The organism is Pandoraea communis (assembly GCF_902459745.1).
Taxonomy (GTDB): Bacteria; Pseudomonadota; Gammaproteobacteria; order Burkholderiales; family Burkholderiaceae; genus Pandoraea; species Pandoraea communis.
Map to the genome: position 1 here is coordinate 25,039 of NZ_CABPSJ010000003.1, position 23,368 is coordinate 48,406.

19 protein-coding genes are annotated in these 23,368 nt (G+C 63.7%); 10 read left to right on the top strand and 9 right to left on the bottom strand.

Annotated elements, in window-relative coordinates; genetic code table 11:
- Nucleotides 1-12 precede the first annotated feature (12 nt).
- The 3 genes from PCO31110_RS10915 (at nt 13) to PCO31110_RS10925 (ending at nt 3,185) form a co-directional block, all read left to right on the top strand.
- Complete coding sequence (locus tag PCO31110_RS10915) at nt 13-1,317, top strand: ABC transporter substrate-binding protein (RefSeq protein WP_010806364.1); 1,305 nt, start codon at nt 13-15, stop codon at nt 1,315-1,317.
- A gap of 111 nt (nt 1,318-1,428) precedes the next feature.
- Nucleotides 1,429-2,304: a carbohydrate ABC transporter permease gene (locus tag PCO31110_RS10920; RefSeq protein ID WP_036662657.1), complete on the top strand. Its 876-nt coding sequence runs from the start codon at nt 1,429-1,431 to the stop codon at nt 2,302-2,304.
- Nucleotides 2,301-3,185, top strand: a complete 885-nt coding sequence (locus PCO31110_RS10925; protein ID WP_010806366.1) for a carbohydrate ABC transporter permease — start codon at nt 2,301-2,303, stop codon at nt 3,183-3,185. The genes PCO31110_RS10920 and PCO31110_RS10925 overlap by 4 nt, the downstream gene beginning before the upstream one ends.
- 114 nt (nt 3,186-3,299) lie before the next feature.
- On the opposite strand, the gene PCO31110_RS10930 is transcribed toward PCO31110_RS10925, so the two are convergent.
- The 3 genes from PCO31110_RS10930 to rarD form a co-directional block, all read right to left on the bottom strand.
- Nucleotides 3,300-3,761, bottom strand: coding sequence for a universal stress protein (locus tag PCO31110_RS10930; protein ID WP_010806367.1), 462 nt, complete (start codon nt 3,759-3,761; stop codon nt 3,300-3,302).
- A 221-nt stretch (nt 3,762-3,982) separates the two neighbouring features.
- Nucleotides 3,983-4,237, bottom strand: coding sequence for a hypothetical protein (locus PCO31110_RS10935; protein WP_010806368.1), 255 nt, complete (start codon nt 4,235-4,237; stop codon nt 3,983-3,985).
- A 129-nt stretch (nt 4,238-4,366) separates the two neighbouring features.
- Nucleotides 4,367-5,290 (bottom strand): EamA family transporter RarD, encoded by a 924-nt coding sequence (gene rarD / locus PCO31110_RS10940; RefSeq protein WP_150690444.1) that lies wholly within the window; start codon nt 5,288-5,290, stop codon nt 4,367-4,369.
- A 203-nt stretch (nt 5,291-5,493) separates the two neighbouring features.
- On the opposite strand from rarD, the gene hisN reads away from it, so the two are divergent.
- Nucleotides 5,494-6,294: a histidinol-phosphatase gene (gene hisN / locus PCO31110_RS10945; RefSeq protein ID WP_036662659.1), complete on the top strand. Its 801-nt coding sequence runs from the start codon at nt 5,494-5,496 to the stop codon at nt 6,292-6,294.
- A gap of 25 nt (nt 6,295-6,319) precedes the next feature.
- Here hisN and PCO31110_RS10950 read toward each other — a convergent pair whose 3' ends face one another.
- Nucleotides 6,320-7,651: an MATE family efflux transporter gene (locus PCO31110_RS10950; RefSeq protein ID WP_150690445.1), complete on the bottom strand. Its 1,332-nt coding sequence runs from the start codon at nt 7,649-7,651 to the stop codon at nt 6,320-6,322.
- 210 nt (nt 7,652-7,861) lie between these two features.
- Here PCO31110_RS10950 and PCO31110_RS10955 point away from each other — a divergent pair, with 210 nt between their 5' ends.
- From PCO31110_RS10955 to PCO31110_RS10975, 5 genes are all read left to right on the top strand, one after another.
- On the top strand, nt 7,862-8,236 hold the full coding sequence (locus tag PCO31110_RS10955) for a YXWGXW repeat-containing protein (protein ID WP_174979512.1): 375 nt from the start codon (nt 7,862-7,864) through the stop codon (nt 8,234-8,236).
- Between the two features lie 632 nt (nt 8,237-8,868).
- Complete coding sequence (gene aspT / locus PCO31110_RS10960) at nt 8,869-10,557, top strand: aspartate-alanine antiporter (protein ID WP_010806373.1); 1,689 nt, start codon at nt 8,869-8,871, stop codon at nt 10,555-10,557.
- 74 nt (nt 10,558-10,631) lie between these two features.
- The gene (gene aspT, locus PCO31110_RS10965) at nt 10,632-12,317 is read left to right on the top strand and encodes an aspartate-alanine antiporter (RefSeq protein WP_010806374.1); all 1,686 of its coding nucleotides are present in this window, start codon (nt 10,632-10,634) and stop codon (nt 12,315-12,317) included.
- Between the two features lie 134 nt (nt 12,318-12,451).
- Nucleotides 12,452-14,065 carry a bifunctional aspartate transaminase/aspartate 4-decarboxylase gene (locus PCO31110_RS10970; protein ID WP_010806375.1) on the top strand — a complete coding sequence of 538 codons (1,614 nt, stop codon included), beginning with the start codon at nt 12,452-12,454 and terminating at the stop codon, nt 14,063-14,065.
- A 469-nt stretch (nt 14,066-14,534) separates the two neighbouring features.
- Entirely contained in the window at nt 14,535-15,836 is a 1,302-nt protein-coding gene (locus PCO31110_RS10975; RefSeq protein ID WP_150690447.1) for a ShlB/FhaC/HecB family hemolysin secretion/activation protein, read from the top strand.
- Here the strand turns inward: PCO31110_RS10975 and PCO31110_RS10980 are convergent.
- A complete protein-coding gene (locus PCO31110_RS10980) occupies nt 15,820-16,374 on the bottom strand; it encodes an SLOG cluster 4 domain-containing protein (protein ID WP_051126254.1) in 555 nt (184 codons plus the stop codon). The genes PCO31110_RS10975 and PCO31110_RS10980 overlap by 17 nt on opposite strands.
- A 319-nt stretch (nt 16,375-16,693) precedes the next feature.
- Between PCO31110_RS10980 and PCO31110_RS10985 the strand changes: the two genes are divergently transcribed.
- Complete coding sequence (locus tag PCO31110_RS10985) at nt 16,694-17,188, top strand: hypothetical protein (RefSeq protein ID WP_010806378.1); 495 nt, start codon at nt 16,694-16,696, stop codon at nt 17,186-17,188.
- A gap of 277 nt (nt 17,189-17,465) precedes the next feature.
- On the opposite strand, the gene PCO31110_RS10990 is transcribed toward PCO31110_RS10985, so the two are convergent.
- From PCO31110_RS10990 to PCO31110_RS11005, 4 genes are all read right to left on the bottom strand, one after another.
- Complete coding sequence (locus PCO31110_RS10990) at nt 17,466-17,699, bottom strand: formate dehydrogenase subunit delta (RefSeq protein ID WP_010806379.1); 234 nt, start codon at nt 17,697-17,699, stop codon at nt 17,466-17,468.
- A 226-nt stretch (nt 17,700-17,925) separates the two neighbouring features.
- The gene (gene fdhF, locus PCO31110_RS10995) at nt 17,926-20,790 is read right to left on the bottom strand and encodes a formate dehydrogenase subunit alpha (RefSeq protein ID WP_010806380.1); all 2,865 of its coding nucleotides are present in this window, start codon (nt 20,788-20,790) and stop codon (nt 17,926-17,928) included.
- Nucleotides 20,791-20,803: 13 nt separating this feature from the next.
- Nucleotides 20,804-22,402 carry a formate dehydrogenase beta subunit gene (locus PCO31110_RS11000; protein ID WP_010806381.1) on the bottom strand — a complete coding sequence of 533 codons (1,599 nt, stop codon included), beginning with the start codon at nt 22,400-22,402 and terminating at the stop codon, nt 20,804-20,806.
- The gene (locus tag PCO31110_RS11005) at nt 22,399-22,866 is read right to left on the bottom strand and encodes a formate dehydrogenase subunit gamma (RefSeq protein WP_010806382.1); all 468 of its coding nucleotides are present in this window, start codon (nt 22,864-22,866) and stop codon (nt 22,399-22,401) included. The genes PCO31110_RS11000 and PCO31110_RS11005 overlap by 4 nt, the downstream gene beginning before the upstream one ends.
- Nucleotides 22,867-23,368 lie beyond the last annotated feature (502 nt).

The following is a 23,368-nucleotide window of genomic DNA, read 5'->3' on the forward strand; positions in this document are numbered from 1 at the left end:
GAACCAAGCGACATGCGACGCACGATTCTGAAAACGTTTGCGGCCAGTCTGGCTACGCTGGCATTGGGCGGCCTGACGGGCTCGGCCATGGCGCAGCAGAAGCCGGTCGAGCTTACGTTCTACTACCCGGTCGCTGTTGGCGGCCCGGTCACGAAGATCATCAACGATCTGGTGGCGGACTTCGAGAAAGATCATCCGAACATCAAGGTCAAGCCGGTGTACGCCGGGACGTACCAGGATTCCGTGGTCAAGGCGCTGACCGCCGCGAAGGCCGGAACGCCGCCGCAACTGGCGGTGCTCGCCGCCGCCGATGTCTTCACGTTGATCGACGAAGACGCCGTGGTGCCCATCGACAGCATCGCCGGCACGGCTGCCGACAAGCAGTGGCTCGACGGCTTCTACCCGGCGCTGATGCTGAACTCGCGCATCAACGGTCACACCTGGGGCGTGCCGTTCCAGCGCTCGACCATCGTCATGTACTGGAACAAGGACATGTTCCGCGAGGCCGGTCTCGACCCGGATCGCGCGCCTGCGAACTGGGCCGAACTGACCAGCTATGCGCAGAAGCTCACCAAGCGCGACGCGTCGGGCAATGTCACGCAGTGGGGTATCAAGGTGCCGTCGGTGGGCTTTGCCTACTGGTTGTTCCAGGCGTTCACCACGCCGGCCGGCGTCGAACTGATGAACCCGGCGGGCACCAAGACGTTCCTCAACGCGCCGCAGGCGGTCGAGTCGCTTCAGTATTGGGTGGATCTCGCAGCGAAATACAAGGTCATGCCGACGGGTGCGATCGAGTGGGGCACCACGCCGAAGGACTTCCTCGAGAAGAAGACGGCCATCATCTACACGACGACGGGCAACCTGACCAACATCCGCACCAATGCCACGTTCCCGTTCGGCGTTGGCAAGATGCCGGCCAAGGTGCGCGGCGGCAGCCCGACCGGCGGCGGCAACTTCTACGTGTTCAAGAAGACCACGCCGGAAGAAAGGCAGGCCGCGATGACGTTCATCAAGTGGGCCACCACGCCTGAGCGCGCAGCGCAGTTCGGTATCGACACGGGCTACGTTGCCGTGACGCCGGCTGCCTGGGAGACCCCGGCAATGAAGCAGTACGTGCAGAAGGTGCCCGCTGCCGCCGTGGCACGCGACCAGCTTGGCGTGAGCGTGGCGGAATTCTCGACGCACGACAATCAGCGTGTCACGAAGGCGCTTAACGATGCGCTGCAAGCCGCGCTCACCGGCACCAAGTCGCCGAAGCAGGCGTTGGACGACGCGCAACGCGAAGCGGACCGCATCCTGCGCGCGTACGCTCGCTGAAGTCTCGTCCTCGCTGGACGTCGCTGTCAGTCTCTTTGAAATGCGGGGCCGGCATATCGCGGTGACACTTCCGCGTGTACCGGCCCCGAGTGTTGAATCGATGGACCGTCGATGAATCGTTCCTCTGCTTCTTGGGTGCCCTGGCTGCTGCTGTTACCGGCGCTGGTGCTGCTCGTCGCTTTCACCCACTATCCGGCTGTGGCTACGCTATGGCACAGCGTTTTCTCGACGGCGCGTGCCGGCGCGTCGTCTGTGTACGTGGGCACCGAGAATTATCAGCTTCTGCTCGAAGACGCCGTCTTCTGGCAGGCGCTGCGTAACAACGTTCTATTCGCACTGATTACCGTGCCTGTGGCAATTGCGCTCTCGATTGCCATGGCGCTGTGGGTGCATCGTCAGGTGCCGGGGCGCGCGCTGTTGCGTCTGGCGTATTTCACGCCGGCCATTCTGCCGATGATTGCGGTGGCCAACATCTGGCTGTTTTTCTACACACCGCAGTACGGCCTGATCGCGCAGATTTCGCAAGCGTTCGGATGGGGCGACCATAACTGGCTCGGTCAGCCCGACACGGCACTGCCGGCGCTGATGATCGTGACGATCTGGAAAGAAGCCGGGTTCTTCATGATCTTCTATCTGGCAGCACTGCAACAGATTTCGCCGACGCTTGCCGAGGCGGCCGCGCTCGAAGGCGCGTCGCGCTGGCAGTTCTTCCGGCGCGTGCAGTGGCCGCTGCTGATGCCCACCACCGTGTTCGTGCTGATCAATGCCCTCATCAACGCGTTCCGCCTCGTCGACCACATTGTCGTGATGACGCGCGGCGGGCCCGACAACGCTACGCAATTGCTGCTGTACTACATTTATCAGGTGGCCTTCAGCTTCTGGGATACGTCTTACGCGGCGGCGCTGACGGTGGTCTTGCTCACGCTGCTCGCTATCGTCGCCTTTGTGAAATTCCGTCTGCTCGACTCACGCACGCACTATCAATGACGAACTCCACCAGCCCGACGCCTGCCACGCTCACGCCTGTGAAGCCACGTGCCGTCCTTCCCGCATTTTCCGCGAACGGTCAGGCGAACCTGATCGACACTGCGGGGGCATGGCTGCTCGGCCTGCTGTGGCTGCTGCCGTTGCTCTATGCGTTCTGGAGCGCGTTTCATCCGTCGGCCTATGCCACGCGCTTTTCGCTGAGTGCGCCGCTCACGCTCGAGAATTTCGTCCACGCGTGGCAAGCGGCGCCGTTCGGGCGCTATCTCATCAATACGTTCGCGCTGGTGACGGTGATCCTCGCCGCGCAACTCGTGCTCGCGACGCTCGCGGCCTATGCGTTCGCTCGCTTCACGTTTCGCGGCAGCGAGGTGGCGTTCATGATCGTGCTGCTGCAATTGATGGTTATGCCCGACGTGCTCATCGTCGAGAACTATCGCACCATCGCCTGGATGGGCCTGCGTGACACGATCCTGGGCATTGCATTGCCATACTTCGCGTCGGCATTCGGCATTTTCTTGTTGCGTCAGGCGTTCAAGACCGTGCCGCGCGAACTGGACGATGCCGCGCGCGTGGAGGGCGCCAACGCGTGGCAAGTGCTCTGGCGCGTGTATGTGCCGCTCGCGCGTCCGGTATATGTCGCATACGCGCTGGTGTCGATCAGTCACCACTGGAACAACTTCCTGTGGCCGCTCATCGTCACGAACTCTGTTGAAGCGCGCCCGCTGACGGTGGGGTTGCAGGTGTTCGCGTCGACCGATCAGGGGATCGACTGGTCGATGATTACCGCCGCCACGTTGATGACCGCCGCGCCGTTGTTCATCGCCTTTCTTCTCTTTCAGCGTCAGTTCGTGCAGTCGTTCATGCGTGCGGGCATCCGCTGAACGGCGAGCAGGCAGGCCCCATTCAGTGGCCCGAAAGCAAAACGGCACGCGGAAGTGCGTGCCGTTTCGTTGATCGCCGGACCCTATCGGGTCAGACCGGCGGCTGTCGCCGGCTTATTGGTCGGCGGCCTTGACCAGCAGAACCGGCAGCGTGGTGATGCGCAGCAGCGTTTCGGCGACGCTGCCCAGCAGCAGGCGATTGAGCCCGCGGCGGCCGTGCGTGCCGAGCACGATCACGTCGGCGTTCCATTCCTGCGCTTCGCGCAGCACGGCGTCGGCGATTTCATCGGTGCCTGCGTCGAGCGTGATCATCTTCGTTTCGGCTTCGACACCGCGCTTTTTCAACTCGGCTTGTGCCTTGGCGAGAATCTCGCCCGTTTCCTTCTCGAACGACTCCTGGCCCTCCAGCGGCACGAAGCCGCTATAGGCGCCCGCAGCGTAAGCGTTGGCAAGCGAGGGAACGACCGACACCAGGCGGATCTTGCCTTGGCTCAGGGCCACGAGCTTGACGGCCTCGTCCATGGCGCGGTTCGAGGGGGTGCTACCGTCGATCGAGACCAGAATGCGTTCGTACATGATGGTGTCCTCTTTGGGCTGAAAACGTGTGAAGGTTTGCGATGATGCCACGAAGACATCAATACGCCGGGATGATTTTGATTTTCGCACCGGGCGTATCGAAAGTCATCCCATGCAACGGTGCCGGGTTGACCATGCGCAATATCGCATCGTAATGCCAACCGCCGGCGCGTGCACGCCGGGAGGTTTGTGCTGTTTCAGATGCCGGAACGCATGCCGCCTCAGTTCGGCTGGCAGGCGATCACGAGATTGGCGACGCCGCCGCTCACGTCGCGTGCGAGTACGTCGTAGCCCTTTTGCAGGCATTGGGTGCGGGCGCGCTGGTCGCAGTCGCCGGCATTGGTGGCCGAGCACTGGATTCGCTGAGTGGGGCGTCCGTCCGAGGTGAACAGCGGGGCAGACGAGCCGCAAGCAGACAGCGCGAGAGTGAGAAGCCCCGAGGAAAGCAGAGTGGCGATCTTGGCGAGATTTTTCATGACGGTCGTCTTATAAGCTCTCGCGAGTATAACGCGGTGTCATGGCGCCGAGCGCGCCCCGGCCCCAAGGTTGGGATACGTCTCAGGCGGCCCCGCAGCGGCCCCTGATCGCCCTTGGCTGCCGCCCCCTTATCGATCCGTCGCGCCGGTGCGCTCTGCGGCACTTGCCAGACGTTGGCGGCGCAGTGTGCGCAGGCTGTCGAACACGACGAGCACGACACCGAACCAGATCGGCATGTACGTCCATAGACCGCGAGCCGTGAAGGGTTCGTCGAGCAGGAAGATCGAGACGACGAAAAGCAGCACCGGCTCCACGTACCCGAAAATGCCGTACAGCCCGATAGGCAGCATACGAGCGGCACCTAGCGTGCTCGCCAGTGCGCCGGCACTGAGCAGGCCAAGCGCGGGCAGCCAGAGCCAGTAGCGAGGCTCGCCGAGCACGATGGCGTTTTGCGGCCAGGCTTGCCAGAGCACCACGGCGGCGACCGGTGTCATGGCCAGCACTTCCATCGTGAAGCCGCTGAGTGGGTCGAGCCGCAGCCGCCGGCGCAGCACGAAATAGGGCGGATAGCCGAACATGATGAGCGCTGTCACCCATGACAGGGCGCGCGTCGCCCAGAGTTCATGGGCCACCCCCAATGCGGCCACGATTACGGCGGCCAACTGCAGCCGGTTCAGCCGCTCCTTGTACACCGTGCGCCCGGCCAGCACCATGGTGAGCGGCAGCAGGAAGTAACCGAGGGAGACATCGAGCAGACGCTGTTGCAGCGGAGCCCACACGAACAGCCAGAGCTGAACGCTCAACAGCGCCGCGCAGAGCAATACCGCGCCCAACAGCGCCGGCCGGTGAAGTACGTGCGAAATCGTGCTGCCGAGAATGTTCCAGCGCCGCAGTACCGACACGATGACGAGCGTGCCGGGCAGCGTCAGCAGAATGCGCCAGGCGAACACATCCAGGCCGGTCAGGGGCGCCAACTGCGAGACGAGCGCGGGCATGACGGCGAACATGACCGACGCCGAGACAGAGAGCATCACGCCGCGACCGGAAAGCATGGGTGTCCTGTGAAATGAGGCGAGAGGGCAGGCGCTTCGCCCGGATCAGGCCGCGAGCATAGCAAATTTGCACCAGACCGGGGCGTTCTCGTGAGATTGCGCCCGGCCGGGCCCGGCCAGGCTCATGAGCGCGTATGATCGCCATTCGTCGCCGTTTTTCATTTCTTGCCGCCGCGCGCGGCACATTTGCAGGAGATTCGTGCATGTCGTCCGTCCCCGCTGTTGCTGAATACGCGGCTTTCGCAGCTTCGATGGCCGATGCCGTCAGGCCGCTGTCGCTAGGCTGGTTCCGCCGGCGTCTGGCCGTCGACGACAAGGCGGACGAGAGTCCGGTCACGATTGCGGATCGCGAGGTCGAGACCGCGCTGCGCGAGAAGATCGCGGCACGATATCCGTCGCACGGCATTTGGGGCGAGGAGTTCGGCAAGCGCGGTGTGGATGCGGAATTCGTCTGGTCGGTCGATCCCATCGACGGCACGCGCAGCTTTATCACGGGGCACCCGCTGTGGGGCACCTTGCTGGCGCTGCTGCAAAACGGTAAGCCGATCGTCGGTGTGATCGACATTCCGGCAACGGGCGAGCGCTGGGTCGGTGTGAACGACGCCGCCAGCGGCGTGCACGAAGCCCGCTTCGGCGGCGAGCTATGCCGCACCAGCCCGGTGACTGTGCTGGCCGACGCGACTGTTTATGCGACGTCGCCCGACATTTTCGATGCGGCGGAGTATGCGCAATTCGAGCGTTTGACGAAGGCCGTGAGCCGCCGTCGTTTCGGCGGCGATTGCTACGCCTACGGGCTGCTGGCGAGCGGGCACATCGAACTCGTCATGGAAGCCGGATTGCAGACCTACGACTATCTGGCGGTGGCACCTGTCGTCGAAGCGGCGGGGGGTGTCATCACCGATTGGGAAGGCAAGCCGCTCACGCTGACCTCGCAGGGGCGCGTGCTGGCGGCGGCGAATGCCGAACTGCACGCCGCCGCGCTGGCGTGCATTCGCGCGGACTGAGATCGCGAGCGCGCCGGGGAACGGATCACGCCATCTGGCGCGGAAGGCCTCGCCAGATGCGCGGCAGCAAGACACCCAGCACGATGCCGCGCGTGGCGAGAAACGCCAGCAGCGCCAGCCACAAGCCGTGATTGCCCCACGCCGCGAGCGTGAGCGGCATCACGGCACCAAAGACCAGCAGACCGATCAGCGAGGACGTGAGCAGTTCGCGCGTGCGAGTCGCACCGATGAACACGCCGTCGAGCTGAAAACACCACACCGCGACAATGGGCGAAAGCACGGCCCACGGCAGAAATTCGCGCGCGGCCTCACGCAGCGCCGGTTGATCGGTCAGTGTGTCGATGATGGCGCCGCCCGCCAGCGCGTAGACCAGCGCAAACGCAACGGCGCAGCCCAGCGCCCATCCGAGCGACAGCCGTATCGCATGCAGCAACGCCTGCCGTTGGCGGGCGCCGACATAGGCGCCCACCAGCGCTTCGGCGGCGTGGGCAAAGCCATCGAGACCATACGCCATGAACGTCTGGAAGTTCAACAGCAGGGCGTTGGCGGCGAGCGTCGTATCGCCAAGCCTCGCGCCGACGCGGGCAAACCACGCGAAGGCGAGTTGCAGGAACAGCGTGCGCAGGAAGATATCGAGATTGAGCCGCAGCAGGCGCCACAGGGCGGTTCGTTCGACGAGCGTGGCAAGCCGCAGGGGCGGCAGGCCGGGTGTGCGGGCGAGCCAGAGCAGCCAGGCGCCGAGCACGAAGCCAAGCACATCGGCCAGTGCGCTCGCCGAAGCGATGCCCGCCACGCCCCACCCGAATACGCGTACGAAGACGAGCACGGCCACGATGTTCACAAGGTTGATGAATACCTGCACGGCGAGCCCTTGCCGCACGCGTTGACACGCCAGCAGATAGCCGAGCACCACATAGTTGCCCAGTGCCAGCGGCGCGGCGACGATGCGGATGCTGGCGTATTCGCGCCCGAGCGCCCGCACTTGCTCGCTGCCACCCAGCCACGAAATGCCCACCGACACCAGCGGATGGCGAAAGACCAGTAGCACCGCGCCGATGGCAAACGCCAGTGCCAGCGCACGCGCGAGCGTATCGCGCAGACGCACCGTATCGTTCGCACCGAACGCCTGCGCGGCAAGCCCCGTGGTGCCCATGCGCAGGAACGAGAAGCCCCAGAAGATCAGGTTCAGCAGCAGGCCGCCAAGCGCGACGCCGCCCAGATAGGCCGGTCCCGGCAAGTGACCGGCCACGGCAGTGTCGACGGCCGAGAGCAGGGGCTGGGTGAGATTGGCGAGCACGATGGGCACCGCCAGACGAAGCAGTTGCCGGTGACCGGTGGCCGCAGGGGCAGGGTTCATGGGTGAGTTGTGCGGCAGCCGTTCATGGCGGCACCGTCGGTCCGCGCAGGGCGGTGGGTTATGAGTGCGCCGATTATAAGGGCTGGCAGACGTCTGGACGCGATAGGGCTAGGGCACGCGTAAAGCACGAACGGTACAATGCCTGACTTCTCCGTCGCCACGGAAAGGCCGCGTAGGCCGTCCCCGTCGTTTTCACTGGTTTCGTCCGCCATGACTTCACCGAACTTCCCGGCTTCCCGTTCGGCCTGCCGCCCCTACCGCCGTTATGCGCTTGCCGTCGCCTTATGTCTTGCAAGCCTGCCGGTGCTCGCCGATGTGACGCTGCAGCGCGGCCCGCCGCCCCCACGCTTCGAAGATCCGCATGCGGCTCCCAAGGGAGAGTTCTGGGTGCCGGGCTACTGGCAATGGAAAGACGGCCGCTACGACTGGGTCGACGGTCACACGGAACCCAAACGGCCGGGTATGCGCTACACCCCGCCGCACTGGGAGGCGACGGGCGATCACGAATGGACCTTGCGCGATGGCGCATGGGAGCCGTCTGGCTGGGGGCCAGGCACGATTCACGAGATTCGTGCGCCCAAGTGATGTTGCGCTGTCGCCCTGCGGCATTGCACACACCGAGAATCCACTGGGTGTTTTATTCGGCAATCCGATGTATTCGATTATTTACCGACTTGACGGGCACAAGGCGGTGCCGTTACGCGAAAAATATTGACACGTCCAGAACGTTGAACAACACTATGCCGACATCGCGTCACCACGAAACGCGGAACAGTCGCAGTTGGCGTAATTTAAATTATTTGTGCAAAGAAATTGCGCGAGATTTGCGTGTGTCGGATAGACATTTCGAGTGCGTCGCCGGCGGCTGAAGGTGTAACGTCCAAGGACTTCCGGGGAGGAGGCGGGCGTCATCGATTATCGGGTTGTCTCAACGTTTTGGGATCCGTTATGTGCACCGTACGCATTGTCTCGAGCACCTCCCCGAGGGCAGCGCGCCTCGCTCGTCATTTGGCTCGGTATTCTTCCGTCCCCACTCAAACGCCTGGCGGATTCACGCACAGGTGCATAACGTAAGACCCCATACACGGTCTGCGGTCTCTTCGATCTGCGGGGCAATTGCCACGAAGATCTGTCGTTTCCCGAATTCATATGCCGGACAATCGCCGCGACGTGCGGCACGGCTCGTCACCATCGTGTGACAAATGGCAGGAGCGTGTATGCAGTGTTCAGTACCGTTGTTCGATGCCGTACCGTTGATCACCGTGTTTGTCTGCGTCGTGCTGGGCCAACTGCTCGGGCGCGTCAGGCTCGGCCCGATACAACTCGGCGGCGTGTGCGGTGCGCTGCTCGTCGCGTTGCTTGTGGGCCAGACCGGCTGTATGGTGGAGGGCTCGCTCAAGGACTTCGCATTCGCGCTCTTCATCTTCGCCATGGGCTTTTCCGCCGGGCCACAGTTCGTAGATAACCTGAACTTGCGTGGCCTGCGCTTTGGCGTGCTTTCCATTATCGAAGTGGTCTTCGTGTTCGGCATCGTGATGATCGCCGTGACGTGGCTCGGCCTGGACCCCGGCACGGCGGGCGGGTTGGCGGCGGGGGCTGCAACGGAATCGGCGATGGTTGGCACCGCCATCGAAGCCCTCAATCGGCTCGGCCTTGCGCCCGACGCGTTCAAGGCATTGCAGGCCAACGTCGTGACCGCTTACACGCTGACGTATGTGTTCGGCCTCATCACCATCGTGCTGTTCACCAACCTGCTGGCGCCGCGTTTGCTGGGCATCGATCTCAAGCAGGACAGCGCGCGCCTCGCCCGGGAAATGGAAGACGAGAACGGCGGCGAAGCCGGTGTGCCCGCGGCGCCCGATCTGGTCGGACGCAGCTATCGTGTGGCGCATCCGGGGCTGAGCGTTGCCGCGCTGGAGGCGGCGCTCGAGGGAAGTGTGGCCGTTGAGCGGGTGCGTCGTGCGTCGGCGTCGGTGCCTGTCGCGCAGAGCCTCGCGCTCGAGCCGGGAGACGAACTCCTGCTCGTCGGCCGGCGCGACGTCATGCTCGAAGCGCATGCGCTTGTCGGCCCCGAGGTCGCGGGCACCGAAACGAACGAGATCGTGCTGGTGGAGCGCGACTTCGTCATGACCAATAAGGAAGCCGAAGGCCGCACCGTGAGCGACCTGCGCCGCGAAGCGCCGATCGACGTGCGTCACGGCGTGTTCGTCAAGTCGGTCAGACGCATGGGCATGCCATTACCCTCGCTGGGCAAGATTGCGCTGCAACGCGGCGACGTGGTCACGCTGCAAGGCTTGCAAAGCGATGTGGACCGTGCGGGCGAGGTGCTCGGCAAACCCGTGCCGTATGGCAACAAGACGAGTCTCGTGTTTGTCGGCCTTGCGCTGATCGTGGGGCTTTGCATCGGACATCTGTCGGTGCGTATTGGCGGTGTGCCGATGACGCTGGGCTCGGGTGGTGGCGCGCTGCTCTCCGGTCTGGCGAGCGGCTGGCTGCTCTCGCGGCGTCCTACCTGGGGCGCGTTCCCGCCTGCGGCCTATGAATTGCTTAAGGAACTGGGGCTGGCGGTGTTCGTGGTGTGTGTCGGTCTGTCGGCCGGGCCGCAAGCTGCCGTGCTGCTGCGAGAGCACGGTCTGGCATTGCCGGTGGTGGGCATCTGTGTGTCTCTCATCCCGGCCCTGGTGTCGTTGTGGGTCGGCCACAAGTTGCTGCGTATCGACGGGCCCATTCTCATCGGCGCCATCGCCGGTCAGCAGGCGAGTACGCCGGCGATCAGCGCCGTGGTGCAAACGGCGGACAGTGCGTTGCCGGTCGTGGGGTACACGGTGACGTACGCGCTGTCGAACGTGCTGTTGCCGCTCATGGGGCCGGCAGTGGTTTTTGTCGCTCATCAGTTTTCGCGTTAGGGCGTGCCGGCAGGGTCGGGGCAAGGCCCTGACCCCGCCGGTCGCCGTTCCCATTTTTTGACGGAGGTTCTCCCGTGGAACTCGTGCATAGCATTCTTAAACATGTCCCGGAGGTCGCGATCTTTCTATCGCTCGCCCTCGGGTACGCCATCGGGGCGATCAGGTTCGGGTCATTCCAGTTGGGCGGTGTCGGCGGTTCGCTGCTCGTGGCCGTCGTTGTCTCTCAGATCGGCATCTCAGTCGACGCGGGCGTGAAGAGCATCATGTTCGCGCTCTTCATCTACGCCGTGGGTTACGAGAGCGGTCCGCAGTTCTTTAGTTCGCTCTCGCGCAAGACGCTGCGCGAAATCGGCATGGCCGTCTTCCTTGCCGCCTCGGGGCTGGTGACGGTGCTGATCTGCGCCAAGATTTTCGGCTTCGACAAGGGGCTTGCCGCAGGTGTGGCCGGTGGCGGTCTCACGCAGTCGGCCATCATCGGCACGGCCGGCGATGCCATCTCGCGTCTGGGGCTATCGGCGGACGAGGTCAAACGTCTGCAATCGGAGGTGGCCATCGGCTATGCCGTCACGTACATCTTCGGCAGCCTCGGCGCCATCATCGTGTGCGCGTCGCTCGTACCGAAACTCATGGGCCGCACGCTCAAGGACGATGCGAAGAAAGCCGAACTCGAGATGGCCGGCGGTCAGACTGCGCTCTCGGCCGACCAGGTCGATTCGCTGCCGCCGCTCGTCGGCCGTGTCTATCGCGTGACGACCGGCGCGGGCAAGCGTGTGGTCGACGTCGAGAAGCAGTTGACCGATGGCGTGACCGTCGAGCGCTTGCGCCGCAACGGGAAGATCATCATCGCCACCGACGATCTGGTACTCGAAGCCGGCGACGACGTCATGCTCATTGGACGCCGTGAAGCGGCGACCGACGCGTGGCGTCTGTTGGGCGACGAGCAGCGTCCGTCGAGCGATCTCGACATTCCGTTGCGTATGCAGGAAGTCGTGTTCGCCCGCAAGGGCGGCAACGGCAAGACGCTCGGCGAACTGAAGGCGGGCGTAGCGCGCGACGTCAAGCACGGCGTGTATATCGCGAAGATCGCGCGGATGGGGCAGCCCGTGCCGGTGCTCGACGACACCATCGTCTATCACGGCGACGTGGTCACGCTGTATGGCGCCGACAGCGACGTGCAGCGTGCTGCGAAGGAAGCCGGTTACCCCGTCGCTTATTCGGTGAAGACCGATTATGTGTATATGGGGATCGGCATCGTGTTCGGTCTGCTGATCGGCTACATCGTGGTCAAGGTCGGCGGTATTCCGCTCACGCTGGGCAGCGGCGGCGGTGCGCTGCTCTCCGGTCTGATCTTCGGGTGGCTGCGCGGCAAGCATCCGACCTTCGGCGCGATGCCGCTCGCTGCGAGTTCGCTGCTCAAGGAGCTGGGGCTCGCGGCCTTCGTGACCTGCGTTGGTCTGTCGGCTGGCGCGCAGGCATGGCAAACCCTTCAACAGAGCGGCGTCTCGATCTTCGTCGCCGGGGTGATCGTCACGATCGTGCCGCTGCTTCTCACCTATCTGTTCGGCCGTTACGTGCTTCGCTACGACAACGTGGCCATTCTGGCCGGTGCGCTCTCAGGCTCGCGCAGCGCCAACCCGGCCTTCGGCGAAGTGCTCGACAAGGCCGAGAGCAATGTGCCGACCGTGCCGTTCGCCATTACCTACGCCATCGCCAACGTGCTGCTCACGCTGCTCGGGCCGCTGGTGGTGTCGCTGACCTGAGGTACGCAAAGGCGTCGCGTGATCGCGACGCCGTACCGCCCGACGTATTTGGTTCATTCACCCGATCGTCCGTCATTGCCCCCGCAAGACGGAATCGCGATGGGTGGTAGATGGTTGTTCATGGAGAAATTGCTATGAAATCGAAGGAACTCGACGCACTCGCCAAACTCAGCCCGTTCGAACTCAAGGACACGCTGATCGCACTCGCTCAGGACAATGCCGCACAGCGCTCGATGCTCAATGCCGGGCGCGGCAACCCGAACTTCCTCGCGCTCGAGCCGCGGCATGGCTTCTTTCAGTTGGGCCTGTTTGCACTCTCGGAAGCCGAGCGTCAGTTCACGTACATGCCCGAAGGCGTGGGCGGTATTCCGCCCGGCAAGGGCGTTGAAGCGCGCTGGCTGGATTTCGCGCGCGAGCATCAGCACGAGCCGGGGGTGAAATTCCTCGAGAAGGCGATCTCTTATATCCGTGACCAGATGGGTCTGGTCGTCGAGGACTTCCTCACGGAAATGGTGAACGGCATTCTCGGGTGTAACTACCCGGTGCCGGATCGCATGCTGCGCAACACCGAGACGATCGCCGCCAAGTATCTGCGTCACGAGATGGTCGGCCGTCATCCGTTCGTGGGCAACTTCGACCTGTTCGCGGTCGAAGGCGGCACGGCAGCCATGACGTACCTGTTCAATACGCTCAAGACCAACCACTTGCTGCAGGCCGGCGACACCATCGCGCTGGGCATGCCGATTTTCACGCCTTACATCGAAATTCCGGAACTGGCCGACTACCAGCTCCAAGAAGTGAACGTGAACGCCGATCCGGCGCTGGGCTGGCAGTATTCGAAGAAGGAACTCGACAAGCTGCTCGATCCGAAGATCAAGGCGTTCTTCCTCGTGAACCCGAGCAATCCGCCGTCGGTCAAGCTCGACGACGCGTCGCTCGATCACCTGGCCGAGATCGTCAAGAAGCGTCCCGATCTGATCATCCTGACCGACGATGTCTACGGCACGTTTGCCGACGACTTCCGCTCGCTGTTCGCGATCGCGCCGTACAACACCATCCTCGTGTATTCGTACTCGAAGTACTTCGGGGCGACGGGCTGGCGTCTGGGCGTTATCGCCACGCACGAGAAGAACCTGTTCGACGACAAGATCGCCAAGCTGTCCAAGGCGGAACGCGAAGGACTCAATGCGCGCTACGCGTCGATCACGACGGAGCCGGAGAAGCTCAAGTTCATCGACCGTCTGGTGGCAGACAGCCGCGCGGTGGCGCTCAACCATACGGCCGGGCTGTCCACGCCGCAGCAGGTGCAGATGGCGCTCTTCTCGCTGTTTTGCCTGATGGACGAGCCGGATGCCTACAAGCACGCCGTCAAGCGCATCATCCGCCGCCGCAAGACTGCGATGTATCGCGCAGCGGGCATTGCCGACGAGACCGGACCGACGGCCGTCGACTATTACAACATCCTCGACCTCGAAGTGTTGGGCACGAAGATCTACGGCAAGGGCTTCGTCGACTGGTTCATGAAGAACATCGACCCGTCTGAGGTGCTGTTCCGACTGGCCAAGGAAAGTGGCGTGGTGCTGCTGCCGGGCCGTGGCTTCGGCACGTTGCATCCGTCCGGCCGTGTGTCGCTCGCCAACCTCAACGAGCCAGACTACATCCAGATCGGCAAGACGGTGCGCAAGCTCATGGACGAGTACAACGCGCGCTTTCTCGCGGGCGGCAGCAAGGGCGGCAAGAAGAAGTAAGTCAGCCGCACTGGGCGTTGCGCATCGACTTCGGTGCCGGGTCTGATCGCCCGGCACCCGCTGGCGCCCCCTCGGTCGCCCCTTCATGGCGATCGACCATTGCCCGGGAAGCGGTTTCCCGGGCTTTTTTGTGATGTGGGAGCGATGCGGCTCGCTAGCGGTGGGAATGCGCGCAAAGTGCGTCGTAGGTGCGAAACGCGCAAGGCGGGCGTGTGATCGACGGACACCCAATAAAAATGCCCGCACGAGGCGGGCAAAAATCACTACAGGGGAAGTCACGCGATATGAGTGGCAATCGATCGAAAGAGTTCCCGGCATTTTGTGACTGGCAGCGCGTCATCCGATCGACGTAAAATAGCCCCTTGTCGCTAAAGCACCCTCCTCATGTCGGACGCGGCGCATAACGCTAGCGGATGGCATCAGTGTGGGGTGGGATTTCGGGTGTCGAATGTCGTCGGTAAATCCGGCCATGTGGAGTCGCCTCCTGCTGGCCGCGTGCCTGAGTGCCGGGATACCGGTGTTCGCGCACGCACAATCCTTGCTCTCGGATCTCAATCCGCCATGTTTTACTGAGCAGAATGCCGTGTCCTATGGTTTGTGGGATCGCGGCCTTGCACCTCAGTATTTCGTGCCCCCTCCCGCGCCCGTCGTGCAGGACCCTGGCGCTTCATCGGACCCCATCGCCTTGTTCGCGGGGGACGATCCGAACGCCGTCGCGGCGGCCGTCGATCGCGAGGCCAGGCAACGGGCTGCCGCCGCTCAGGCGCCGCGGACGGCATCGGCGGCGCAAGCGTCGAACACCGATCCATCCCAAACGACGCCAGTCGCAGAGGGCACCCCGGAAGCATCGGCCGACGCCCCCCCTGCACCACCTTCTTCTGCACCATTACCCGCTGGCGACTTTGCGGTCGCGCCGGAGTTGAGTGCTGATGGCACGGCAATTTCCGTGGTGGATCTGGATGCCGCCGCATCGGCAGCATCGGCCGCAGGCGAGCCGCCGGCCGTCGCCGACGTCGCGCCGCCGAACGCCTTCCTCGCGCGCGCCGCCTGCCTGCGCGGGCAGCCGCGCCACGAGAGTTTCGCGACGCGCAACCTGCGCATGTTGATGCGCCAGGGGCTCGTGGTGCGCGACGATTCATTGCCACTCATCGCCACGCGCAGCCGCACACCCGGCGAGGGCGCAGTAGGCTTGCAGGTGCTCAACGAGCAGCCTTATCAGTTCAACGTCGGCATGAACAACAGCGGCATGACGACCACGGGCAAGATGCAGGGCACGGCGAACCTGTTGATGAACAACCCGCTGGGCATGTACGGCAAGTTCCATACCACGTTGAGTCAGGACTTGCAGAACGCGCGTCGCGATACGACGAATCGAAATGTGACGGCCAACTACTCGTTGCCGATCGACGCGGACTGGACTGTCGGGATCACGGGCAAGACCAACGCGGCCACGGACCAGATCGCCACCGGCACCACGCAAACGCAGACGCTGCAGTGGCGCGTGCGCCGCGCGTTCGACTTCACGGCCAACGGCTCGACGGGGCTCGAGTTTCGCTACAACCGCAGTCGCACCGAAGATCCGAACGCCATCCACACCTATGACAGTTTTGCCGAGGTGGGGCTGAGCCACACGCACAATCTGGGCACGTCGAAGCTCGATGTGTCGGTGATGCAGCGATTGAACGCGCCGTGGATGCCGGCGTCGAGCGGCCCGCCGGGATGGTCGTATCGCTTCCATTCGATCGACGCGAAACTCACCGTGCCGTTCTGACGAAGTCCATCACGGTATCGAGCGATACCGTTCGCACGAGCGAAGCGGGCATGTCCGCGAAGTGCTCGCACTCCCCGAACAGAATGACGGGCTTGCCGTAATGCACGGCGAGCCCGACCTCGTCACGCGTGCCGTGATTGCCGGGCAGCGCGACGATGACGTCGCTCGAGAGCACATTGATGTGATTGCGCGAGAGCGTGCCGGCCGGCGCGTCGGGCAAATGGCGTGGCAACGGACTCACGATAGGCACTTCCACGAACGGATTCGGATAGCCGGGCAGCGGACGGAACGTCGGGGCTGTGCCATCTTCACCGACGGCCTCGGTCGGCACGACACCGATACTGCGTCCTATACGTATACGCTGCGGAACGGCGCAAAAGGCTTCGCTCACGCTAGTCATTACGCCTTGCCCCCCGCCGGTGAGCAGGTGGTAACCGGCGAGCGCGAGTGCACGTCCGAGCGGCGCAGCAAGTTCGGTCCACGGCTGTTTGCCGGAGCCCATGACACCAACGGTTTTGGGACGCAGAGCAGAGGTCATATCGGAAGGCGGGCCAGAGCGCTGCCGATGATAAACGAATTTGCGTCGACGCATTGAGCACGACGGGACGGGGTGGGAACGGGAGGAAGTCAAGCCGGCCTGGCAGCGCGAATCGTTCAGGCAAAAAAAACCCGCCGGATGGGCGGGTGAGGAAGCAGGCCTCCCACGGGGAAGTGAAAGCCTGGTCTCGCGAGGTGTTTGCGAGACCCGTGTAGTATCGTGATCCGAACGTCTGTTGGCTATGGGTCAAGTCCTAAAGTCCATGTCAGACACTTTCCATTTCCGTTTCTTAACCTTTCTGACGCTTACGGGGCGATAGATGACCGAACCGATCGATACTACACCGGCCAACGCTGCCCAGATCACCGCCATGCAGGCATTGCGCGCGGCACTGCTCTCCCAACACAAGGTGCTGATTGCCAATGACCGCCAGCAATACGAAGCCGTCTTCGGGCCGGTGCCGACGGGACGCTTCGTGCAATTGCTGACGGAAGATGCCTGGTTCCGCTGGCTGGATCCGCTTTCGCGTCTGATCGTCGCGCTCGACGAGTGGCTCGAGCAGACGCCTCCGTTGGCCGAGGCGGGCATTGCGCTGGCCGATGAAGCCGCCAAGCTGTTCCGCAACGCCGACGCCGAGTTCGGCGAGCGCTACCGGCTGGCCTTGCAGCAGGCGCCCGACGCGGTGCTTGGCCAGCGTCAGGTCGTCGTGGCGCTGCGCGGCGTGCCGCAGTCACCGCCCGATGCGACGGGACAGACCGGCACGCCAATCGGGCAGGACGCCGATGGGGCGGCAAACAAGGGGAATGGCGCTTGAGCAGGGAGGGGGCAGACCGTCAAGCCGAATATTTGTTCCGGCGCTGACCGTTTTTTGGGCAATGATCTTGACAGCCCCTGTTCACGGGGCCTTCGAGAAGGTGGGGGCGGGTTATCCAGTGGGTTATCCACAAAGGGTGTGGACAACTTTCACCCTGGCAGTCCATGGCCGCCGGTCTCCTCACCTGCGATGTCCGAATCGGTGCCCGAAGCAACGGCTCGCTCGTTTTGTCAGAGACAGCGAGCGATCGAGATGACTGTCACGCCCGTCGTGTCGCTTAGCCGCGTGGCCAGAGTTCGGCGCGATGTGCCGTAATCGCCGCCACCACAATCTCGCGCATGCCATGCCCATCGGTGGCTTCGAGATGCTCGAGAATCGTCATGCGCATGCGCGGGGCCCAGAAGCGCCGCAGGTGGCCTGCAATGTTCTCGAGCGCCTCGCCGCGGTCGGGCATTGTCTCGAAGAAGTCCCCGATCTGATTGGCCATCTTGACCAGGTTGTCGGTGTCCATGATCTGTTCTGTCCCCTGAGTTCGTTCTCTGCCGTGTGATGCCGTGTGATGTTCTGCGTGGCGTGGCCAATCTCGCGTCCGCCGCACCGTCTTCTGGCGTTAGACGGTGAAGCCCGCCGGAGCCCTCCGGCGCTGGACGCGGATTGTCTGTCACCGCGCCGCTTCGTAGATATCGCAGACCTCGCGGACATCCGGCAAAGCGGCGCGCGTTGCTTCCTTCGACAACTTAGCCCGGACTCGCTTCCGTCGTGCTATGCGCGTGTCCGAGGAACGCCTCCTGCTGACGGTTGAAGTCCGAGTACTGACGCTGCCATTCCGACGGTTGCGCCACCGGTGTGACCTGCACTGCCGTCACCTTGTACTCGGGGCAATTCGTCGCCCAGTCGGAGTTGTCGGTGGTGATGACGTTTGCGCCCGACTCCGGGAAGTGGAACGTCGTGTACACCACGCCCGGCTGCACGCGCTCGCTCACGACGGCGCGCAATACCGTCTCGCCGGCACGACTCTGAATGCCGACCCAGTCGCCGTCCTTCACGCCGCGCTCTTCGGCATCGTGCGGATGGATTTCGAGGCGGTCTTCGTCGTGCCAATGGACGTTGTCGGTGCGACGCGTCTGCGCGCCGACGTTGTATTGCGACAAAATCCGGCCGGTCGTGAGGATAAGCGGGAAACGGCGTGTGACCTTTTCGTCCGTCGGCACGTATTGCGTGATGAGGAACTTGCCTTTGCCGCGCACGAATTCGTCGATGTGCATGACGGGCGTGCCTTCCGGCGCGGCTTCGTTACACGGCCACTGCACGCTGCCCAGACGGTCGAGCTTCTCGTAGCTCACACCCGTGAACGTCGGCGTGAGTCGGGCGATCTCGTCCATGATCTCCGACGGATGCGAGTAGTTCATCTCGTAGCCCAGACGCTTGGCCAGTTGGATCGTCACTTCCCAGTCGGCGTAACCGGCGCGCGGCGGCATGACCTGACGCACGCGTGAGATGCGGCGCTCTGCATTGGTGAACGTGCCGTCCTTTTCGAGGAACGATGAGCCCGGCAGCAGCACGTGCGCATACTTCGCCGTCTCGTTCAGGAAGATGTCCTGCACGACGATGCACTCCATTTGTTCGAGTGCGTGGGTCACGTGTTGCGTGTTCGGGTCGGACTGCACGATGTCCTCGCCCTGGCAGTACAGACCCATGAAGGTGCCGGCGAGCGCTGCATCGAACATGTTCGGGATGCGCAGACCCGGTTCGGATTGCAGCTCGACACCCCATTCGGCTTCGAACAGCGCACGGGCGCTTGAGTCCGACACGTGACGATAGCCGGGCAGTTCGTGCGGGAACGCGCCCATGTCGCACGAGCCTTGCACGTTGTTCTGACCGCGCAGCGGGTTCACGCCCACGCCCTCACGGCCGATGTTGCCGGTGGCCATGGCGAGGTTGGCGATGCCGATCACCGTCGTGGAGCCTTGTGCATGCTCCGTCACACCGAGACCGTAATAAATCGCCGCGTTGCCGCCTGTCGCGTACAGGCGCGCCGCACTGCGCACGAGATGCGCGGGCACACCGGTATGAGCCTCGGTAGCTTCGGGCGAGTTCTCGGCGCGGGTGATGAAATCACGCCACTGCTCGAACGCGCGATCCTCGCAGCGCTGCGCGATGAACGCATCGGCCATCAGGCCTTCCGTCACGATGACGTGCGCGAGTGCGTTGATGATCGCCACGTTCGTGCCCGGGCGCAGTTGCAGGTGATAGTCGGCCTTGATGTGCGGGCTCTTGACCAGATCGATGCGGCGCGGGTCGATCACGATCAGCTTGGCGCCTTCGCGCAGACGCTTCTTCATGCGCGAGCCGAACACCGGGTGGCCGTCGGTCGGGTTCGCGCCCATCACGAGGATCACATCCGACTGCTCGACAGACTTGAACGTCTGCGTGCCGGCCGATTCGCCGATGGTTGCCTTCAGGCCGTAGCCGGTCGGCGAGTGGCACACCCGTGCGCAGGTGTCGACATTGTTGTTGCCGAACGCGGCGCGCACGAGCTTCTGGACCAGATAGTCTTCTTCGTTCGTGCAGCGCGACGACACCAGACCGCCGATCGAGTCGCGCCCGTACTTGGCCTGAATGCGCTTGAACTCCGACGCCGCATAGTCGAGCGCTTCGTCCCACGACACTTCCTGCCACGGGTCGGTGATCGTCTTGCGAATTTTCGGCGTCAGGATACGGTCCTTGTGCGTGGCATAGCCCCAGGCAAAGCGGCCCTTCACGCAGGCGTGCCCTTCGTTGGCCTGTCCGTCCTTGTGCGGCACCATGCGCACGACTTCGTTACCCTTCATCTCCGCCTTGAACGAGCAACCCACGCCGCAATAGGCGCAAGTGGTGATCTTGGCGTGCTCGGCCTGACCGAGATGGATGACCGACTTTTCCTGCAATGTCGCGGTCGGGCAAGCGGCCACGCAGGCACCGCACGACACGCACTCCGAATCCATGAACGGCTGATCCTGCCCCGGCGAGACGCGGGCTTCGAAGCCGCGGCCCGAGATCGTCAGCGCGAACGTGCCCTGCGTTTCTTCGCAGGCGCGCACGCACCGGTTGCAGACGATGCACTTCGAGGCGTCGTAGGTGAAGTACGGGTTCGATTCGTCTTTCTGTGTGTCGAAGTGATTGGCGCCATCGAAGCCGTAGCGCACTTCGCGCAGGCCCGTCACGCCCGCCATGTCCTGCAGCTCGCAGTCGCCGTTGGCCGCGCAAGTCAGGCAGTCGAGCGGGTGATCGGAGATATACAGCTCCATCACGCCTTTGCGCAGTTCTTGCAGCTTCGGGGATTGCGTGCGCACCTTCATGCCGGGCTCGACGGGCGTCGTGCACGACGCCGGGAAGCCGCGACGGCCTTCGATCTCGACGAGGCAGAGGCGGCAGGAACCGAACGGCTCGAGCGAGTCGGTGGCGCACAGCTTGGGTACGTTCACGCCGCCTTCGGAGGCAGCGCGCATGATCGAGGTGCCCGCGGGCACGGTGATCTGTTCGCCGTCGATCTCCAGCGTGACTTCCTTCGTCGATTCGCGGCGCGGGGTGCCGTAATCCTTATCAAACATCGGGTCCATCATGGTGGGCACTCTCCTAGGCGGCCTTGGTCGGCAGATTCGACGGTTCGGCCGCGCCGAAGTCTTCGGGGAAATGATTCAACGCAGACAGCACGGGGTAGGGCGTCATGCCGCCCATGGCGCACAGCGAACCCGCGAGCATCGTGTCGCACAGGTCGCGCAGCAGCTTGATCTGCTTGGGACGGTCGCGGCCGTCGATGATCCGGTCCATCACTTCGACGCCACGCGTCGAGCCGATACGGCACGGCGTGCACTTGCCGCACGATTCGATGGTGCAGAACTCCATGGCATAGCGCGCGAGCCTGGCCAGATCGACGGTGTCGTCGTGTGCCACGATGCCGCCGTGGCCGAGCACGGCCCAGAGGGCGGCGAACGCTTCATAGTCGAGCGGCGTATCCCATTGCGATTCGGGCAGATACGAGCCGAGCGGCCCCCCTACCTGTACCGCGCGCAGTGGCCGGCCGGTGATGGCGCCGCCGCCGTAGTCGTACAGGATTTCACGCAGCGTCACACCGAACGCCTTCTCGATGAGACCGCCGTATTTGATATTGCCGGCGAGTTGGATGGGCAACGTGCCGCGCGAGCGTCCCATGCCGAAGTTCTTGTAGAACTCTGCGCCGCGATCCATGATGATCGGCACCGAGGCGAGCGAAATCACGTTGTTGATGACCGTCGGCAGGCCGAACAGACCTTCGATGGCGGGCAGCGGCGGCTTGGCGCGCACTACGCCGCGCTTGCCTTCCAGGCTTTCGAGCAATGCGGTCTCTTCGCCGCAGACATACGCTCCTGCCGCCTTGCGGACTTCGAGATGGAACGTATGCCCCGAGCCCAGAATGTTCTCGCCGAGGTAGCCTGCCTTGTTGGCGTTGACGATGGCTTCGGCCAGCACGTCGATGGCGTGCGGATACTCGCTGCGCACATAGATGTAGCCGCGCGTGGCGCCCACGGCGATACCGGCAATCGTCATGCCCTCCACGAGGACCAACGGATCGCCTTCCATCAACATGCGGTCGGCGAACGTGCCGGAATCGCCTTCGTCGGCGTTACATACGATGTATTTCTGTGCGGCCGGTGTGTTCAGCACCGTCTTCCACTTGATGCCCGTCGGGAACGCCGCGCCGCCGCGACCGCGCAGGCCGGACTCGGTCACTTGCGCGACGATGGCTGCGCCGTCCAGCGCGAGCGCGTTGCGCAGGCCGCGATAACCGTCGTGAGCCACGTAATCGTCGACCGAAACGGGATCGGTGATGCCTACGCGGGCGAACGTCAGACGTTCCTGCTTCTTGAAATACGGGATCTCTTCGGTCAGCCCAAGGGCGAGCGGATGATCGCCGCCGGCCGTGACGTTGGCGTCGAGCAGGCCGGGCACGTCGTCGACATCGACCGGTCCGTAGGCGACGCGCCCGGCGGGCGTGACGACTTCAAGCAGCGGTTCGAGCCAGAGCATGCCGCGCGTGCCGTTGCGTACCAGCTCGATATCGAGGCCGCGCTGCGCGGCTTGCGCCGTAATGGCTTCGGCAACTTCGTCGGCGCCGAGTGCGAGGGCGGCGGAGTCGCGCGGCAGATAAAGCCGCACCTTGCCGGGCGTCTTGGCGGGAGTGGAGGCTTGGCTCATGCGGCATCCTTGGCGCGGGCGACCAGACGGTCGAATTTCTCGGGGGTGACGCGCGCGTGCAGCTTGTCGTCGATCGTGATGGCGGGTGACGTCGCGCACTGGCCAAGGCAGTACACCGGCTCGAGCGAGACATCGCCGCAATGACTGTGCATGGTGCAGCCCAGCACCCGTTCCGCATGGGCCACGAGTGCGTCGGCGCCCATGCTCTGACACGCCTCGGCACGGCAGATCTGCACGACGTGACGCGTCGGCGCGCTGGTGCGGAAGTGGTGATAGAACGTGATCACGCCATGCACTTCGGCGCGAGAGAGATTGAGAGCGTCGGCGATGACAGGCACGGCATCCGGGGGTACGTAGCCGAAAGCTTCCTGAACGTCATGGAGGATCGGCAGAAGGGGGCCTTCCTGAGCCGCATGAACGTCCAGAATCGCTTGCACCGTCGCGATGGAAAAAGCCTCGCGCATGGCTGTTGTCTCCTGTTTGGCACACCGTGGGGAACGGTGCGCCTGAGGGTATGGGTTTATGTTCTTGTCCTGCCCCGGGGCGAGAGGCCCAATGGTCACATCCGGCGACGCTGCTCGGGTCTAGCGATCAGCGCGGCACCGGAAGAGCGTGCGGCACATAGCCCCCACCATATGCCGCACGGGCTCGGCCTCTCGCCCGTTGCTGACTTCCGTCAATCTTCGTCAAAGCTCTCGTACTGCGACTCGACAACCCCGCGCCGCGCTTCGGTTCGCCCGATGGGTGGCGGCGCTTCGTCACACGTTCCCGGTCGCTTGGCAGGCCTGCGCCGGCTGCGTGGCAAAGCATCAGTATGTGAAACACGATATATGATATACGGTATACGTGCAATAGATCGAAGCCCGGTTTGGGAGGCTCGTTTACCCGAATTGGGGGAGGGCAGAGATGAGAGGTGCGGCGCCATGCGCGCGGAGGAAGGGAGATGCGCAGGGTGGACGGGCAAAG

What these genes read in the sequence shown, in the direction of transcription:
- PCO31110_RS11000 (WP_010806381.1), bottom strand. Translation starts at nt 22,402, where the DNA reads ATGAGCCAAGCCTCCACTCCCGCCAAGACGCCCGGCAAGGTGCGGCTT.
- hisN (WP_036662659.1), top strand. Translation starts at nt 5,494, where the DNA reads ATGTCGTCCGTCCCCGCTGTTGCTGAATACGCGGCTTTCGCAGCTTCG.
- aspT (WP_010806373.1), top strand. Translation starts at nt 8,869, where the DNA reads ATGCAGTGTTCAGTACCGTTGTTCGATGCCGTACCGTTGATCACCGTG.
- PCO31110_RS10985 (WP_010806378.1), top strand. Translation starts at nt 16,694, where the DNA reads ATGACCGAACCGATCGATACTACACCGGCCAACGCTGCCCAGATCACC.
- PCO31110_RS10915 (WP_010806364.1), top strand. Translation starts at nt 13, where the DNA reads ATGCGACGCACGATTCTGAAAACGTTTGCGGCCAGTCTGGCTACGCTG.
- PCO31110_RS10980 (WP_051126254.1), bottom strand. Translation starts at nt 16,374, where the DNA reads ATGACCTCTGCTCTGCGTCCCAAAACCGTTGGTGTCATGGGCTCCGGC.
- PCO31110_RS10975 (WP_150690447.1), top strand. Translation starts at nt 14,535, where the DNA reads ATGTGGAGTCGCCTCCTGCTGGCCGCGTGCCTGAGTGCCGGGATACCG.
- PCO31110_RS10920 (WP_036662657.1), top strand. Translation starts at nt 1,429, where the DNA reads ATGAATCGTTCCTCTGCTTCTTGGGTGCCCTGGCTGCTGCTGTTACCG.
- PCO31110_RS10950 (WP_150690445.1), bottom strand. Translation starts at nt 7,651, where the DNA reads ATGAACCCTGCCCCTGCGGCCACCGGTCACCGGCAACTGCTTCGTCTG.
- PCO31110_RS10990 (WP_010806379.1), bottom strand. Translation starts at nt 17,699, where the DNA reads ATGGACACCGACAACCTGGTCAAGATGGCCAATCAGATCGGGGACTTC.
- PCO31110_RS10925 (WP_010806366.1), top strand. Translation starts at nt 2,301, where the DNA reads ATGACGAACTCCACCAGCCCGACGCCTGCCACGCTCACGCCTGTGAAG.
- PCO31110_RS11005 (WP_010806382.1), bottom strand. Translation starts at nt 22,866, where the DNA reads ATGCGCGAGGCTTTTTCCATCGCGACGGTGCAAGCGATTCTGGACGTT.
- PCO31110_RS10935 (WP_010806368.1), bottom strand. Translation starts at nt 4,237, where the DNA reads ATGAAAAATCTCGCCAAGATCGCCACTCTGCTTTCCTCGGGGCTTCTC.
- PCO31110_RS10930 (WP_010806367.1), bottom strand. Translation starts at nt 3,761, where the DNA reads ATGTACGAACGCATTCTGGTCTCGATCGACGGTAGCACCCCCTCGAAC.
- PCO31110_RS10955 (WP_174979512.1), top strand. Translation starts at nt 7,862, where the DNA reads ATGACTTCACCGAACTTCCCGGCTTCCCGTTCGGCCTGCCGCCCCTAC.
- PCO31110_RS10970 (WP_010806375.1), top strand. Translation starts at nt 12,452, where the DNA reads ATGAAATCGAAGGAACTCGACGCACTCGCCAAACTCAGCCCGTTCGAA.
- rarD (WP_150690444.1), bottom strand. Translation starts at nt 5,290, where the DNA reads ATGCTTTCCGGTCGCGGCGTGATGCTCTCTGTCTCGGCGTCGGTCATG.
- fdhF (WP_010806380.1), bottom strand. Translation starts at nt 20,790, where the DNA reads ATGATGGACCCGATGTTTGATAAGGATTACGGCACCCCGCGCCGCGAA.